This window comes from Deltaproteobacteria bacterium (genome assembly GCA_016180845.1).
Classification (GTDB): Bacteria; UBA10199; UBA10199; order JACPAL01; family JACPAL01; genus JACPAK01.
In genome coordinates, this window is sequence record JACPAK010000003.1 from 100,889 (window position 1) to 115,325 (window position 14,437).

General features: G+C 49.1%; 17 protein-coding genes. 7 read left to right on the plus strand and 10 right to left on the minus strand.

What is annotated here, in order from left to right; all coding sequences use genetic code 11:
* Positions 1-4: 4 nt before the first annotated feature.
* The 6 genes from HYT76_06245 to HYT76_06270 are packed head-to-tail and all read right to left on the minus strand — an operon-like array spanning position 5 to position 6,209.
* Positions 5-826, minus strand: a complete 822-nt coding sequence (locus HYT76_06245; protein MBI2083152.1) for a hypothetical protein — start codon at positions 824-826, stop codon at positions 5-7.
* Positions 827-848: 22 nt separating this feature from the next.
* On the minus strand, positions 849-2,390 hold the full coding sequence (gene lnt / locus HYT76_06250) for an apolipoprotein N-acyltransferase (GenBank protein ID MBI2083153.1): 1,542 nt from the start codon (positions 2,388-2,390) through the stop codon (positions 849-851).
* A complete protein-coding gene (gene ybeY / locus HYT76_06255; protein ID MBI2083154.1) occupies positions 2,390-2,797 on the minus strand; it encodes an rRNA maturation RNase YbeY in 408 nt (135 codons plus the stop codon). The genes lnt and ybeY overlap by 1 nt, the downstream gene beginning before the upstream one ends.
* On the minus strand, positions 2,697-4,844 hold the full coding sequence (locus HYT76_06260; protein ID MBI2083155.1) for an HDIG domain-containing protein: 2,148 nt from the start codon (positions 4,842-4,844) through the stop codon (positions 2,697-2,699). Before HYT76_06260 ends, ybeY begins: the two co-directional genes overlap by 101 nt.
* Positions 4,807-5,796, minus strand: a complete 990-nt coding sequence (locus HYT76_06265) for a PhoH family protein (protein MBI2083156.1) — start codon at positions 5,794-5,796, stop codon at positions 4,807-4,809. Before HYT76_06265 ends, HYT76_06260 begins: the two co-directional genes overlap by 38 nt.
* Positions 5,793-6,209: a YjbQ family protein gene (locus HYT76_06270; GenBank protein MBI2083157.1), complete on the minus strand. Its 417-nt coding sequence runs from the start codon at positions 6,207-6,209 to the stop codon at positions 5,793-5,795. The genes HYT76_06265 and HYT76_06270 overlap by 4 nt, the downstream gene beginning before the upstream one ends.
* Positions 6,210-6,295: 86 nt before the next feature.
* Here HYT76_06270 and HYT76_06275 point away from each other — a divergent pair, with 86 nt between their 5' ends.
* From HYT76_06275 to HYT76_06305, 7 genes are all read left to right on the plus strand, one after another.
* Positions 6,296-6,604: a (2Fe-2S) ferredoxin domain-containing protein gene (locus HYT76_06275; GenBank protein ID MBI2083158.1), complete on the plus strand. Its 309-nt coding sequence runs from the start codon at positions 6,296-6,298 to the stop codon at positions 6,602-6,604.
* The gene (locus HYT76_06280) at positions 6,601-7,173 is read left to right on the plus strand and encodes a ribonuclease H-like domain-containing protein (GenBank protein MBI2083159.1); all 573 of its coding nucleotides are present in this window, start codon (positions 6,601-6,603) and stop codon (positions 7,171-7,173) included. Before HYT76_06275 ends, HYT76_06280 begins: the two co-directional genes overlap by 4 nt.
* A 48-nt stretch (positions 7,174-7,221) precedes the next feature.
* Positions 7,222-7,833, plus strand: coding sequence for an RlmE family RNA methyltransferase (locus HYT76_06285; protein ID MBI2083160.1), 612 nt, complete (start codon positions 7,222-7,224; stop codon positions 7,831-7,833).
* A gap of 209 nt (positions 7,834-8,042) precedes the next feature.
* Positions 8,043-8,642 carry a hypothetical protein gene (locus HYT76_06290; protein ID MBI2083161.1) on the plus strand — a complete coding sequence of 200 codons (600 nt, stop codon included), beginning with the start codon at positions 8,043-8,045 and terminating at the stop codon, positions 8,640-8,642.
* Entirely contained in the window at positions 8,639-9,307 is a 669-nt protein-coding gene (locus tag HYT76_06295) for a hypothetical protein (protein MBI2083162.1), read from the plus strand. The genes HYT76_06290 and HYT76_06295 overlap by 4 nt, the downstream gene beginning before the upstream one ends.
* A complete protein-coding gene (locus HYT76_06300; GenBank protein ID MBI2083163.1) occupies positions 9,304-10,293 on the plus strand; it encodes a phosphotransferase in 990 nt (329 codons plus the stop codon). Before HYT76_06295 ends, HYT76_06300 begins: the two co-directional genes overlap by 4 nt.
* 12 nt (positions 10,294-10,305) lie before the next feature.
* A complete protein-coding gene (locus HYT76_06305; GenBank protein MBI2083164.1) occupies positions 10,306-11,031 on the plus strand; it encodes a nucleotidyltransferase family protein in 726 nt (241 codons plus the stop codon).
* Here the strand turns inward: HYT76_06305 and HYT76_06310 are convergent.
* The 4 genes from HYT76_06310 to HYT76_06325 form a co-directional block, all read right to left on the minus strand.
* Positions 10,994-12,157 carry an anhydro-N-acetylmuramic acid kinase gene (locus HYT76_06310; GenBank protein MBI2083165.1) on the minus strand — a complete coding sequence of 388 codons (1,164 nt, stop codon included), beginning with the start codon at positions 12,155-12,157 and terminating at the stop codon, positions 10,994-10,996. The genes HYT76_06305 and HYT76_06310 overlap by 38 nt on opposite strands.
* A 41-nt stretch (positions 12,158-12,198) precedes the next feature.
* Positions 12,199-12,546, minus strand: a complete 348-nt coding sequence (locus tag HYT76_06315) for a hypothetical protein (protein MBI2083166.1) — start codon at positions 12,544-12,546, stop codon at positions 12,199-12,201.
* 122 nt (positions 12,547-12,668) lie between these two features.
* Positions 12,669-13,595 carry a hypothetical protein gene (locus HYT76_06320; GenBank protein MBI2083167.1) on the minus strand — a complete coding sequence of 309 codons (927 nt, stop codon included), beginning with the start codon at positions 13,593-13,595 and terminating at the stop codon, positions 12,669-12,671.
* The gene (locus tag HYT76_06325; GenBank protein MBI2083168.1) at positions 13,583-14,401 is read right to left on the minus strand and encodes a 3-keto-5-aminohexanoate cleavage protein; all 819 of its coding nucleotides are present in this window, start codon (positions 14,399-14,401) and stop codon (positions 13,583-13,585) included. The genes HYT76_06320 and HYT76_06325 overlap by 13 nt, the downstream gene beginning before the upstream one ends.
* Between the last annotated feature and the right edge of the window lie 36 nt (positions 14,402-14,437).

The following is a 14,437-nucleotide window of genomic DNA, read 5'->3' on the forward strand; positions in this document are numbered from 1 at the left end:
AAAGTTAAACGCTCGTTGACAAACTATTTATAACTCCCGTCATAAGAAGCGTTCCCAGCCCCATCGCCATCACCGTCACCACCCCCGGCAGGCTCTTCGATTTGAGGGCTGTCTCCGTCCACCCAACCGGGTTTCCAAATCGTGCCTTCGTAGCGAATGTGAGGCCGCTGATCGTCCTCTGCAGGAGCCGCATTGCACGAACCCGCCCTCGTGAAGGGAGGCGACCGATATTCGGAAGCGTTACAGTCGCCTCAGTCACTGTCGGCCCCCCCATCCCAAGAAATCGATCCAAAACATCACCAGAAAGATGGAGAAGGTTCTCTTCCATTCTGTAATTTAAATGTCCGATCCGGCGTCCCCGAGCGACAAGATAGGCATGCTTTGGAGTGGAGAGATCGACATAAATTCTGAGCGGTGGTTTTCGAAACCGCGTCCTTGTGATCATGACCTCCTGGAGATCAAGTCTTCCCTCCGTAGCCCCGTAGGTCAGGCGAACATCGAAGTTTCGCCGATCACCGGCAACCGTCTCGAGAAAACCCCTCTTATGAACCCAAATCTCCTCCCCTACCGCTCGCGGCACAAAAACCCCTGCCAAAAATCGAGAACGACCGACCTCTCGACCGCCAAGCAGATATAAATCCTCCCCCGTCTCGGCAATGGTGAAAGTGGTGGCGTTATACGGTCTCTCTGAAAAAGGATGTTCGGAGACGATTCGTCCTCGATGTGACTCGCCAGGATCGTATTTTAATGGAACACCCGCAAATCGGGAAAAAATGGTGATCAGTCGGCTCGCTGCAGAAGGGACCGTCTCGCTTCGGTTTGACACTGAATTTCCCCCGCGAACAAACTTACCTCATCCGCAATTTTGTCAAGACAAAAAAGACCGTCGCCAGCAGGCAAATGTACACAAACCAATCCCCATAGCGGCCATAAACCGTCGCTGGCCCACCAAGACGAATCGGTGCCGAAAGAACCGTCTGTTCGAAGAGCGGGGCACGAGCGACCTCCTTCCCAAGCGGATCGAAGATCGCGGTCACACCGGTGTTCGTGGCACGCGCAAGATACCGACGATTTTCAATCGCACGCAAGCGCGAGAACTCGACATGTTGAAGGACCGCGGACGATTTTTCGTACCAGGCATCGTTGGTCAGATTGACCAAAAGATCGGCCCCCTCCCGAACAAAGCGTCTTGAAATTTCCGGAAAGAGATCTTCATAACAGATCGTTGTCCCGATCTTCATCCCTGAGACCTCGAGGAGATTAAACCCATCCCCTGGGGTAAAGTCGGCAAGCCCCGGAACCAGCTTCTGGATAAAAAAGAAAAACCCTGAGAGCGGGACATACTCCCCCATCGGGACAAGGTGATTTTTGTGATACATCGCCTCCAGATACCCCCCCGGTCGGATCACCATCGCACTATTATAGAGGTGAAATTCCCATCCCGGAGGAGGAGGCCATTCATCAGGAACAACCCCCGAATAACTGACTATCCCCATCAGCAAGGGGGTTTTCAAAACATCGATCAGATTAAACCGTGAAACATCGTGCGACATCACGGCCGGGTAAGAGGCCTCCGGCCAGATGATAAGATCTGGCTGATATTCCTTCTCAGCCTTTTGAGAAAGTTCGAGATGGCCCTGAATCAACTCCTCAATATTATCGGGCAACCATTTCTGGCTCTGGGGGACATTCCCCTGGACAAGAGACAATTTCTTCTCGGGGAGTGATGTCATCCCATGGCGAATCTGATTTGAGCGAAATTTTCCATAAAGGAGAGTCCCGCAAATCAATAAAGTAAAAAAAATCGCGAGGAGATAAGGGGGTTTTTCTTTTTTCTTCAGAAAAACAAAAACCTCTCCGATAAGGATATTCGATATCAAAATCAGAAAAGTCACCCCATAAGGTCCGGCCAGATCGGCAATCTGAAGGAGACTTAACCTTTCTCCCTGGCTATAAGCGAGGCTTGACCAGGAAAAACCGCCAAAAGGAAAATAATTCCTGAGCCAGTCTTGAAAAAGCCAAGAGAGGGAAAATGCCCAAGCAAGGGGCAATCCCTTCCCTTTCAGGAAAATCGCAAGGGCCATCGCCCCGCCAAGATAAAAAGATGAAATACCCACCAGCAGAAAAAGGGCGAGCAGGCTAAAGAAGACCGAAATCCCGCCATGGATATGAAGCGCGATGAAGATCCAATAAAGTGAAATCCCATAGAGGGGAAAACCGCACAAAAACCCTTTCCACAAACCCGCTCCAGGTTTTTCTTCCGAAGCGAGAGTGACATAAAGCGGGGCCAAACCGATCCAGGCGAGTTCACCCAGATGAAGGGGAAAATTGCCAAACAGGGCTGGTAGTGAAAGGCTCAGTAAAATTCCGGAAAGAATCGCTGCCCGCATCAGGCCCCCTTGACCTTTTTCAGTAGTTTTTCCGTCTCCGCCCACATCTCTTTTTGATCCTTTTTCTTCTTATCCTTATAACCGATCAAATGGAGAAGACCATGAATCAGGAGAATCTTGATTTCGTGAAAAAAAGGATGGCCAAGTTCTCTGGCCTGACGCTTTGCGGTGTCGAGTGAGATCAAAAGTTCTGCAAAGGGGGGATATGAAAAGGCGATCACATCCGTCGGCCAATCATGCCCGAGATATTTCCGATTGTAGATCCGAATTTTCCGATCGCTCAAAAAAACAACGTTCAATTCCTCCCTATTCAGGCCTGAAACGCGTGCCAGTTTTTGAAGGAGGCTTTGGACCCTCTGAGAGGGAATCTTCCTTGAGGGGTGATGGTTGAGTATATTTATCAACATGGGAAGGAACGACGCTTAAATTGCTCGAAACAGCCCGAGGGAGTTCAGGATATTCAATCCGTTGATGATAAATACCAACCAGAATACGGACAAAAACCTTCCCGATCACCTCAAGATCTTTCAAGGTCAACTCGCACTCGTCCAACTGACCGTCAACAAAATTTTTGTTGATCATGTTGCGAACGACCTCTTCGAGACGGGTTGTTGTTCGATCTTTCAAGGCGCGGGTTGAGGCCTCGACCGTATCGGCCAGGAGAATAACACCCGCCTCCGGGGTCTGCGGCTTCGGCCCGGGATATCGATAGTGTCGCTCATCGACCGTTTGCATCTCCGGATTTTCTGTCTGCTTCGCCTTGGAATAAAAATAGGTGATCAACTTTGTCCCCTGATGCTGGGGGATGATATCGATAATCCGTTTGGGCAGATTATACTTCTTCGCCAATTCCATCCCCTCTTTGACATGAGACGTGATAATCAGCGCACTCATTGAGGGAGAAAGCGTGGAATGCCGATCCTCCCCACTTCGCTGGTTCTCGATAAAGTAAGGGGGCTTGGCCAGTTTCCCAATATCATGGAAGTAAGAGGCGACACGGGCAAAGAGTCCATCCGCTCCAATCGCCTCACAGGCCGCCTCGGCCAACGTTCCAACCATATGACTGTGGTGATAGGTTCCGGGGGCATGAACAATCATCTCTCGAAGAAGTGGGTGATTCAAACTTCCAAACTCGAGGAGCTTGATCGGCGTTATATAGTTAAAAAGCGATTCTGCGATCGGCAGGAGGATCAATGTTGTTATCGAACTGGCAATCCCTCCGCAAAGCGCAAAGGCGAGAAAAACAGGAAGATTGTCTGTAGGGAAAATCCCTCCCCCCAAGGAAGTCGTATTGGCAAGATTCAGCATAAAAAGGATGCCGACATTCAAAAGGCCGACTTGAAAACCGACCCTCATGAGTTGAGCGCGGCTCTTCACCTGATGCCCTAACCAGACAGCCGCAATTCCACCGGTCAAAAAATAGAGCGCATAAATGATACTGTTTTCCAGAAGCAGGCTGGCCAACGCCGCTATCCCAAAATTAAAAAGAAGTGCCGCCTCCGCCGAAAGCGCCAGTCGGACAATCATCGGTCCTGCGACTATCGGGAGAAGAACATAAAAAGCAGAAATCGGCGCCTCAAAAGGCAGAAGCTCCCGAATGCCTCCGGCAAAATAGAGAAAAATCCTCTCCACCATCAGAAGCAGGAGGATTAAAACACCTTGAAAAACAAAATCAGACCGGGTTGGCTTAAAACGCTTCGGAAAAATGCGCGCTGTCAAAATAAGCAGGCCAATATACAAAAAAGTAAAACCAAATGTTCCGACCCAACGGACTTTGATTTGAGTCTTCCCCTTTTCAGACTGAATTCCACCGATCACCTTCACATGCCAGGGTTCGATCCGATCTCCCTTCCGGACAATCGATTCTCCCCTCTGCACCTTGATGACAACATCACGAATCTCCTGAAGGACCTTTTCCTTTCGGATTTCGGTTTCTTTCTGATTCAAAACCAAATTTGGACGAATTTCCTTTAGGGAGGGGTATCTCTTTTTCGCCTCCTCAAGTGTGAAAACCTCCCGCCATTCCTTGAAGAAAGTCGGCTCGGTTGTCGGTTGAGAAAAAGGATTGATCAGGACACCACTCTCCAACCACGAAGCAACGACACTCTTATCAGCAACAATTTTGAGGGCGAGTTTTGTATTCCGCCCAAAGGGAATCGCTCGATCATCCCAGTCAAAAACAGGGAGAATTCCTCTTAGTTTTTCCTGGCGAAGTTTTTCAGTCGCCTCTTCATCAATAATTTCATAATCACGGTCAGCACGAATATCACGAGAAGCGATCGCCCCCGCCCTGATGCCTGACGGATACCGCCCCCAAGAAAAATTCATCGCAAGAGAGGCGAGCGCCGCGAAAATAGCCAAGAGACAGATATTCACCCACAATTGTCTCTTCTGAAGAAAATCCCCCAAAAATCCTTTATTTTTGGAGACCCATTCCATTCTTATTCTTATCATAAGCCCTCACAATCTCCGACACGAGCGGGTGTCGAACAACGTCCCGATCATCAAAATACTGAAAACCGATCCCCCGAATTCCTTGTAAAATTTGCTCGGCCTCGATCAACCCTGAACGGGCCCCATGAGGAAGATCGACCTGGGTCACATCACCCGTGACGACAGCCTTGCTATTAAACCCAAGCCTCGTCAGAAACATCTTCATCTGCTCCGTCGTGCAGTTTTGGGCCTCATCCAGAACAATAAAAGAGTCATTGAGTGTCCTCCCTCGCATATAAGCGAGGGGAGCGACCTCGATCACCCCCGTCTCAACAAGCTTCATGACCCTCTCATACTCCATCATTTCGCAGAGGGCATCATAGAGTGGCCTCAAATAGGGACTGATCTTTTGATAAATATCCCCAGGAAGAAATCCGAGCTTCTCCCCAGCCTCGACCGCCGGCCTTGAAAGAATAATCCGGGCAACCTCCTTCCTCGTAAGGGACATGACCGCCATTGTCACCGCGAGGTACGTCTTCCCTGTCCCGGCCGGCCCTATCCCGAAGACCAAATCGTTCTTCTGGATCACCTCCATGTAGGCCCGTTGGTTGATCCCCTTCGGGACAATAACCTTATTGCGAAACGGGACAAAGATACTGTTTTCGAGAAGGTCTTGAAGACGGGCATTTTCGTTCTTCGAAAAGACCTGAATCGCCCGTTCCACATCGGCACCATGGACCGGAAATCCCTTTTTGGCCATTCCATAAAGTTCGGTCAAAAGCCTCTCGACCAGAGTGACCTCCCCATGATCCCCCTGGACGCTGACATCGGAACCACGGACATTGATATGGACACCCAGTCTCTTCTCGATTGTCCTTAAATTTTGATCCTGAATCCCGAAGAGATTCCTGGCTAAGCCGTTGTCATCGAAACGAAGCCGCACCACATCCCCTTTCTGTGAAACCCGCTTCATCTCCTCGCTCCCTTCCCTGGAGCCCCTGCCTGCTCCTTCGGCTCTGAAAAGATCTGTATGACAACCTCCCGCCTTCGACCTGATGCCTCAAAATCAACAAGGTACAGATCCTGCCAAGGCTCAAAGATCATCTTTCCATTTTCAATCGGGACAGAAAGCGCCGGCGGGAGGAGATACTTAAATCCTGCAGATAAAGACTGGGAAAAATCCTTCTTGACCTGCTCCCGTATCTGCTGGACCGCCTTCCCATCCGTTGTCAGCAGGGCCACCCCCCCTCCCGGCAAACGGCAGGCGACGGTCACCAACCCATTCTCAATCTTTGCCTCGCGAACAAACCCCCTGACATCATGTCCGATATTGATGACATCCACCTCACGACTCGTCCCAACATAAAAACTCTTTAAAGAAAGCATAGGAAACTTCAAAAAATGCTACTCCTTTCAATAGGTTGAGTCAAGGTCGTTGACGGAAAGAGGTGGTTAATGGAAACATGTGCCGGATGAAAACACAAAAACCAGCCTTCAAGAAATACATCTTTGTGTGTGAAAACGTTCGGGAAAACGGCGAAATCTGCTGTGGTCCCCACGCCATGGGGGATGGGTATGTCAAAAAACTTAAAGATTACGTCAAAAAAAATGGCCTAAGTGGGGTCATTCGGGTCTCGCGCAGTGGCTGTCTGGATATCTGTGCCCAAGGGCCCAATATCGTTGTCTATCCTGAAGGGCGCTGGTATTCCCAAATTAAAGAAGAAGATCTTGATAAGATTATCGAAAAGGAAATAAAACCGGAGATCGGTAACGTGAAATGAACCAGATTGTCCTCGATCTTGAGACGCAAAAAAGCTTCGATGACGTGGGAGGGAGGGAGAACCTTGGCGCCCTCGGAGTCTCTCTGGCCGGAATCTTTCGCTATGATCAGGACCAATATGAAAGCTACCTTGAATCCGAGTTAGGTCGTCTCGAACCGCTTCTGTCCCAAGCACCGCGGGTCATCGGTTTTAACATCAAGCGATTCGACTTCCCTGTCCTACAACCCTACTTTAAAAACCTGAAACTTGCCGATCTGCCAGCACTTGACCTCCTGGAAGAGGTCGAAAAAGCGGTTGGTCATCGGATCAGTCTTCAAAGCCTCGCCGAGGCAACCTTGGGTGAAGGCAAAAGCGGTCATGGTTTGGAGGCGATTGAGTTCTTTAAACGGGGGGAATGGGAGCGCCTCAAGAAATACTGTCTGGATGACGTTCGTCTGACGAAGGATCTCTATGAGTTTGGGAAGAAGTTTGGGAGACTCTATTACTTTTCAAAGGATAAAACCTCAAAAATAGAGATCCCAGTCTCCTGGAAAGACCCAGACCCCCCAAAAAATCTCTCTTTGTTCTGACTAATCAACCTCTTGAAATTGCAATCGTTTTTTCCTATAAGCAGCGTCATGGCGAAGCATAGCTATCAACGCAAGGATTTTTATTATCAAAAGGCAAAAAAGTTGGGTCTCAAATCGAGGGCCTATTTTAAACTGGAAGACCTGAACAAAAAATTCCGACTCCTTAAACCTGGAATCCATGTTGTCGATCTCGGTTGTGCCCCGGGAGGTTGGCTGCAGTTTATTGCCCAGGAAATTGGCCCACAGGGGGCGATCGTTGGAGTCGATATAGAGAAGATGAATTCTGCCCTCCCCAAAAATGCCACCTTTATCCAGGGAGATATCCAAAATGAATCGACCGCTAATCAACTTTTGGCCGGTCTCGGTCGACGCGTCGATCTGCTTGTCTCTGATTTGGCCCCCCACCTCTCCGGGATCAAATTCCAGGATCAATACCGCTCTTACGAACTGGCCAAGCAGGCCTTTAAACTCTGCCATTTTGTCTTAAGAGAACAGGGGGATTTCGTTGCCAAGATCTTCCCTGGGGAAGAGCTTGAACAATTTAAAACAGAACTCAAAAAGGCCTTTCTCAACGTCCAGCTCTTCATCCCCCCATCGACCCGAAAGAGCTCCTCAGAGGTCTATATCGTCGCTAAAGGGTTCAGGAACAATCAAAAATAATAAGGCCGTCCCGGAAGGGACGGCCTTAAATGGAGAAAGGAGATGGGGGATTTAGAGGGTGGAAGCTTTCTCCTTTCTCCTACCTCCACCCCAAGCTTTTAAAGATCAAAGATCGATGTCTGATTAGGGTATCGTCTTCCCCCTCCAAAAGTTGCTTAAAAAAAAGTCCTTCACCGTTTTTTTTAAAACACGTATAATAGGAACCAATGATGAGGGAGAAGATCACGTCACTTACCCCCATCGAGTTCTTTCGGGAACGGGTTCAGGAAGCCCTAGGGCACCAAAACCTCAAACCGCCTCAGGGGGTTGAGTTTTACTTGGTAAGACTGTTGGGGGATTACGTCAAGGCAGAAGAGCTCTACGCCAAAACAACAGACGGTTTTCATCAGCAAGCGCTCGCCCTTCTCCTCAGCGAGGCACTCGATGTCGAACCGATTCGAAGGATTCCACTTCTGAAACGGATTGGGGATCTCTCCTTATTTACTGTTGGATTTTTTCCCGACTCCCTAAAACGCCAGCTCGTCAATGTTGACTACTATGTTCAGATGGGAGAATCGGCCTACGATCATCTCTCCCATATCTTAAGTCGAGAACCGGCCTTCGAAGAGATTTACACAGAACTTGCCAAGCGTTTTGTCTCCTATGTCGATGTCCTTTCTGAAGTCAGTGAAAAAAGTGAAATTTTAAATAACAGCGATCTTCTTCGAATCTACGAAATGTGGCTTAAAACCGGAAGTGAGCGTGCCAAACAACGCCTCTCCGAAGAAGGGATTCTGGCAATTTCTGGTGTCCCCACAAAACCTCAATGAACACACTGAATAAAATACAAAAAAAATTCGAGGAAATTTATCGTCTCCCTCAACTCGACTCGGTACAAGACTATCTCATTAATGAAAAAACAGTTCGATTAAACCATCCTCATTTTCGGCGCCCTCTCGAAGAAACCCTTTTGGTCATCGAAAAACCTTCTGAAATTCAAATCGGCCTTTATATCGCCGAAGAGATTCTTCAACGGCTAGAAGTCACCTCCCCTTTTGAGGAACTTGGACCTCATAATCTCGATGATTTTTGTACAGCGGTAGAAGGGGTAAGCCATTTCCTCTTTGTCTTAACCCGATGGAGTCAGGAGAGATCCGTCTCTTCGCTGGAGCTCGAACTTCAGGCAGAGGTCGATAAATTTGTCCTCTGCTTGTTCGTCCTCGAGAAACAACAAAAAAATCCTGCCCGTCATCGGCTCACTGCTTCACTCTTCGAAAACTACCATCTCGTCCCCTCCATGAATCTTGAGGACAGAAATCGTTATGATCTCGCCAACAAACTCGCGTGGCAGTATTGCCATATTCTGGCAAAAACCTTACATCCGCTCGACCGTCCCGAGCTCGTTCAAGAAATCCGTCGCTTTCACCGGAAGGGTCTTCAAGACAAAATCCATATATTGACATCGAGGCGTCGCCGTTCCAGTTTGCCCACATGAAAATGGTCAAATTGCATGGGGATGCCTCTTACAGGACCTATTTCCGTGAAATCGATGATAAGGGACAGACACGAATTATCATGCAACTCCCGGAGGGAAAATCCTCCGCCTCAGAAGAAATCACTAATTTAAATTCGACTCCCCAGGAACCCCCCTTTTTAAACATCGCCCGTTATCTCCGAAATCACCGAATCCCCGTCCCCGAGGTCCTGGGATATGACCCGGTCAAAAGACAAATTTTTCTGGAAGACTTGGGAGATGATACAGTAGAAAAACGAGTTCGCGAACTTTCCTTGGAGAAGAAAGCAGGACTTTACCGAAACGCAATCGACCTTCTCATTGATTTTCAGGCCTTGACGCAAACTCCAGACAAAGAATGTATCGCCTTTCAGCGATCATTTGATCAAACCCTCTACCAATGGGAGTTTGATCACTTCGTGGAATATGGGATTGAATCACGATCGGGGGTAAAGGTTGTCGCTCAAGATCGGCAAGGGATCACCGTCAAAACAAGAGAGATCAGTCGAGTCCTATCTGACCTCCCTTATGTCCTGACCCATCGAGACTTTCAAAGCCGGAATTTGATGCTCCAGGGGGAAACGCTCCGATTGATTGACTTTCAAGACGCCCTTTTGGCCCCCCCTCAATATGATCTTGTCGCCCTCTTGCGGGATTCGTATATAGAGCTTGAATGGTCGCTCGTGGAGGATTTGATCAATTACTATCTGGATCGAATCCAGGGAAAAATCGAGGCAACGCAAGATCGAGGGCAATTTAAAAAAATGTTTGATTGGCTAACAATTCAAAGAAAACTGAAGGACGCGGGGCGTTTTGTTTATATTGATCGCGTCAAAAAAAACCCTTCCTTCTTGAAGCATATTCCGACAAGTCTCGCCTATGTCCGGCAGGCGCTGGAAAGGCAGCCGGAATTGAGTCCACTTTTTAATGTTCTGAGGAAATATGTCCCAGAGTTTCAAGCAATCTAACCTATGAAGGCGATGATCCTTTCAGCTGGTCTTGGAACGAGGTTAAGACCGTTAACCCTTTCGACACCCAAGGCGCTTCTTGTAGTCGCCCAGTCACCGATGATCCTCTATAGCCTCAAACTATTGAAGGCCAGCGGCCTCAATGAGGTCGTGATTAATCTTTATCACCTGGGCGAATTGGTTGAGAAGGAATTGGGTAACGGTTCACAATTCGGGATGAAGATTCGTTATTCGTGGGAAAAGGAAATTTTGGGAACCGGGGGTGGCATCAAAAAGGCCGCTGAGTTTTTTCGCGGAGAACCTCTCATCGTTATCAACAGTGACGTCCTGATCGATCTGCCACTCAAGAAAGTCATTCAACATCATCAGAGGAAAAAGGGAATCGCCACAATGGTCGTTCGGACACGCGATGAAAATTCCGAGTTTAGCCCGCTGGAAATCGGACGCGGGGGAAGAATCCTCTCGATTGGCACAGCAAAGTCAGAGGAAGGATCCGGCACGAAGACGATGATGTATACCGGTGTGCAGGTGATTGAGCCAAAGCTTTTGGCCTACCTCCCAGACCGAGGCCCCTCTTGTATCGTCCGTCAGGGGTATCTCCCTGCGCTTGCTGCTGGAGAAAAGGTCTACAGCTATCCTTACGAAGGGTACTGGAATGACCTCGGCACGATGGATCGCTACCGTCAGGCCGAAAACGATCTCAGTACGAGACGTGTGAAACTTTCTTTCCTGGAATGATCTTTCCTAAAACAACAGGACGACTAGCCCCAGTCACGGAGGGGATGTTGGTCGGCTCCCCTTTTAAAGCCTTGAAACCGAGCACCGCGAAAAGGACCGCCTCGGCGGCATCCGAAGGGATCTTCACCCCATGCTCCTCGTAGGTTGATGTTTTAACCCCACGAAGCTCCATCCGAATCATCCGCATCAGGGTTTTATTATGAACCCCACCCCCACAAAAAATAATCTCGTCTGGAATCGCTCTCGGAAAAATAAAACGACGATAGTTTTCAGCGATCGACGCAGCGGTGAAGGCGGTCGCGGTGGCGATCAAATCTTCATCGCGCAGTCTCAACGCTCGGCCCCTCATCAAAAAATCTTTAACAAAAATTTTTCCGAACTCCTCACGACCAGCACTCTTCGGTGGCCTCTTTCGAATGAAGGGGTGTCTCAACAAGTTTTGTAAAAGTTTCAGGGAAACGAAACCGCGGCTCGCGATTCGCCCATCCTGATCATAGTGCCTCTTCCCTTTGGAAAGAATCTCGACAATCCCATCGATGACCATATTCCCGGGGCCTGTATCAAAACCCAAGACCTTTTCAATTCGACCCCTTTTGGGAAGGAAGGTGAGATTGCTGATCCCTCCAATGTTGTTCACCACTCGATTTCTTTTTGGATCAGAGAACAAGAGATAGTGAAGATACGGGGCGAGTGGCGCCCCCTCCCCTCCAGCAGCAATGTCGCGGGGGCGAAAATCGGCGACTGTCGTGACCCCTGTTCTTTCAGCGATAATCGACGGCTCGCCGATCTGTAAAGTCCCTCTTTCCCCAAAATGCCCAATCGTCTGACCATGTGAGCCGATGAAATCAATCTTCCGAAGAGTGAGATGGGCCTTTCGACAAATCTTCTTTACCGCATCAGCAAAGAGCCCACCGATTTCAAAATTGAGGAGACAAATCTCTTCGGTCGACCCCCCTTTTGGAGTCGAGACCTCCAGGATTCTTTTTCGAATTGGTTTGGAATAGGGATAGGTGGCAAAGGATCGGAGTTTAATTCGAACTTTTCCTCTGCTTTCAGAAATATCGACAAGCGCGGCATCAATCCCATCAGCCGATGTGCCTGAGATAAGGCCGATACCGAGTGACATGCTGGGGGCGTATCATGATAAAAATCAGCTTTCAATGAAAGTTACTGGCAGGCGTCGCCGATACCGTCTTTGTTTTCATCTTCCTGTTCGGGATTGAAGAATTTCGGGCAATTGTCGATCGGGAGATCGGGTCGATTCGGTAACGCCTCATCGACAACCCCATCGGCATCCTTATCAAGCTCCGGGGGAAAGGCGCTCAAGACCTCAGGCCCTGAATCTTTGATGACCTCGGGATCGGTCAACGGCGGTGGCTGCTTGGGACCATGATGAGGACCCCCCTCCTGGGCCTCTTGAAGTTGCCGATCTTCGTCGCTCAATGGTTCACTGGGTGTCTGAACAGTCGAAGGGTTTGGCGGTTCGCCTTGGTCCTCTTCGCAACCAGAGGACAAAAATCCCCCAGTCGTTATCACAATGATAAAAATTATCATTTTGAGAGGGAACATGAACCTATTAATCATTATAATGAACTTTGATACCATCCTATCTACTAATAAAGCAAATCGTGTGCCAGTTACCTAACAATAATTTTGAGTTGAGGCCCCATCTCAAGTACAAACCGATCCGTCGGGGGATGCATATCGCCGTCAATCGTAAAACCGACCGGTTTTTCCAGCTGAACCAGCATCCGATCAGCCGGCTCTTCAATCAGATTGGGACAACCGGAGGAACGACCCAAAAACATAAGCGGCACATAAGGAAGAACGTTACGTGGAGGGAGGGAAAAACCAACCGCATGAAACTTGCGAGGCTCATGGGCATGATAAAAAACCCGGAATCCGAGCCCCAAAAACTCAATCGAACCGGCATAAATCGCTGAATAATTCTTAAACGCCCACTTCTTGCCATTCACCTGAACCTCGGCATCCATCCTCTCAAACATCTGGCAGGCAAACGGACCATTGATCAAGGCAGAACCGATCGATCTTGCCAATGTCCAGCCAGCCTGCAAGGGGGATGGCTGCCCCTTCGCATAATAGGCCCGCATAAAATTATAGATAACGCCACACCCCCAGATGAAACCGTACTTTCCATTAATCCGCATGATATGAATGGTCGTCTCTTCAAAAGGCTCGTCTTCATGATATTTATAAAGGAGATTGGTCAGAACCTTTTCGGGTGTCCCATAGATATGGCAGGCCGAGGCGATCGTATTGAGGGTTCCTCCCCTTAAAAAAGTGACCTTGGGAAGAGGTTGATCCCCATAGACTTCGATAAAGGTCGAGAGGGTCACATGATTCGTCCCATCCCCCCCCGAAATCGCGAGGATATCGATATTCTTCTGCTTAAACTCCTGGGCCACCCGACGGATGTCGTAGTGGTCGTTGGTCTCGGCGCAGGCGCCGCGCTCACCGACAATAAACCCCATCCGTTTAAGCCTTTGAGGATATTTTCGATAACGCTTTGAATGAGGATTGAGAACAACGCCTATGCCAGGCATAAAATCTTTCTCGCCTCTTCAATCGAGGCGACTTCTCTGTGATAACGATCAGCGAGTTCGACCACCCTTTTGACTAACTCATGACTCCCCTTCGCCAAAACCCCTTTTTCGAGATAGATGTTATCCTCGAGTCCCACTCGGACATTTCCACCTAATTTAATTGCCAGTTCCGCCATCGGAAATTCATTGCGGCCAATACCAGCGACCGTCCAGCTTGACCCTGCCGGCAAACGAGAAACAAAGAGGCGCAGATTTTCCTCCGTCGCCGCAATTCCACCTTTAACCCCCATCACCAACTGAAATTGGGCCGGTTTCTTAATGAACCCTTTCTCAATGAGTTGGATAGCGGTCTCAATGTGTGAGAGATCGTAGACCTCGATCTCTGGCTTGATCCCTTTCTCCAATTCCCGCTTCGCGAGGAATTCAATAAACGGAAGCGGGTTGGAAAAAACCTCATCCCCGAAGTTCACCGATCCGGCATTGAGTGAGGCGATCTCAGGACCGGCCTCGAGAGGTTCCGCGCGACTCTGAAACGAATCTCCAACCGCCCCACCGGTCGAAACCATCAAAAGCGGACACGGGCGGCATTTCTCACGAATCTCCCGCAAGACTTCTTGAAACCGACCCGCACTGTTCGTGGGTCTCCCCTGATCATCCCTAACATGGATATGAAGGACAGCCGCACCCGCCTCTGCAGAAAGTCTCGCCGCCTCGGCGATTTCGTCGGGGGTCAGTGGCAAATAAGGGGTTTGTTCGCGTGTGAGCTCGGCCCCAACCAACGCTGCTGTGATAATAACCTTTTCCACCGCCTCCCCATAACACTCTTAACGAAAGGGGCACAA

Excerpts from the sequence above, each read along its gene's own strand:
- lnt (MBI2083153.1), bottom strand. The coding sequence starts at position 2,390 with ATGCGGGCAGCGATTCTTTCCGGAATTTTACTGAGCCTTTCACTACCA.
- ybeY (MBI2083154.1), bottom strand. The coding sequence starts at position 2,797 with ATGTTGATAAATATACTCAACCATCACCCCTCAAGGAAGATTCCCTCT.
- HYT76_06260 (MBI2083155.1), bottom strand. The coding sequence starts at position 4,844 with ATGATAAGAATAAGAATGGAATGGGTCTCCAAAAATAAAGGATTTTTG.
- HYT76_06265 (MBI2083156.1), bottom strand. The coding sequence starts at position 5,796 with ATGAAGCGGGTTTCACAGAAAGGGGATGTGGTGCGGCTTCGTTTCGAT.
- HYT76_06270 (MBI2083157.1), bottom strand. The coding sequence starts at position 6,209 with ATGCTTTCTTTAAAGAGTTTTTATGTTGGGACGAGTCGTGAGGTGGAT.
- HYT76_06275 (MBI2083158.1), top strand. The coding sequence starts at position 6,296 with ATGAAAACACAAAAACCAGCCTTCAAGAAATACATCTTTGTGTGTGAA.
- HYT76_06280 (MBI2083159.1), top strand. The coding sequence starts at position 6,601 with ATGAACCAGATTGTCCTCGATCTTGAGACGCAAAAAAGCTTCGATGAC.
- HYT76_06285 (MBI2083160.1), top strand. The coding sequence starts at position 7,222 with ATGGCGAAGCATAGCTATCAACGCAAGGATTTTTATTATCAAAAGGCA.
- HYT76_06290 (MBI2083161.1), top strand. The coding sequence starts at position 8,043 with ATGAGGGAGAAGATCACGTCACTTACCCCCATCGAGTTCTTTCGGGAA.
- HYT76_06295 (MBI2083162.1), top strand. The coding sequence starts at position 8,639 with ATGAACACACTGAATAAAATACAAAAAAAATTCGAGGAAATTTATCGT.
- HYT76_06300 (MBI2083163.1), top strand. The coding sequence starts at position 9,304 with ATGAAAATGGTCAAATTGCATGGGGATGCCTCTTACAGGACCTATTTC.
- HYT76_06305 (MBI2083164.1), top strand. The coding sequence starts at position 10,306 with ATGATCCTTTCAGCTGGTCTTGGAACGAGGTTAAGACCGTTAACCCTT.
- HYT76_06310 (MBI2083165.1), bottom strand. The coding sequence starts at position 12,157 with ATGTCACTCGGTATCGGCCTTATCTCAGGCACATCGGCTGATGGGATT.
- HYT76_06320 (MBI2083167.1), bottom strand. The coding sequence starts at position 13,595 with ATGCCTGGCATAGGCGTTGTTCTCAATCCTCATTCAAAGCGTTATCGA.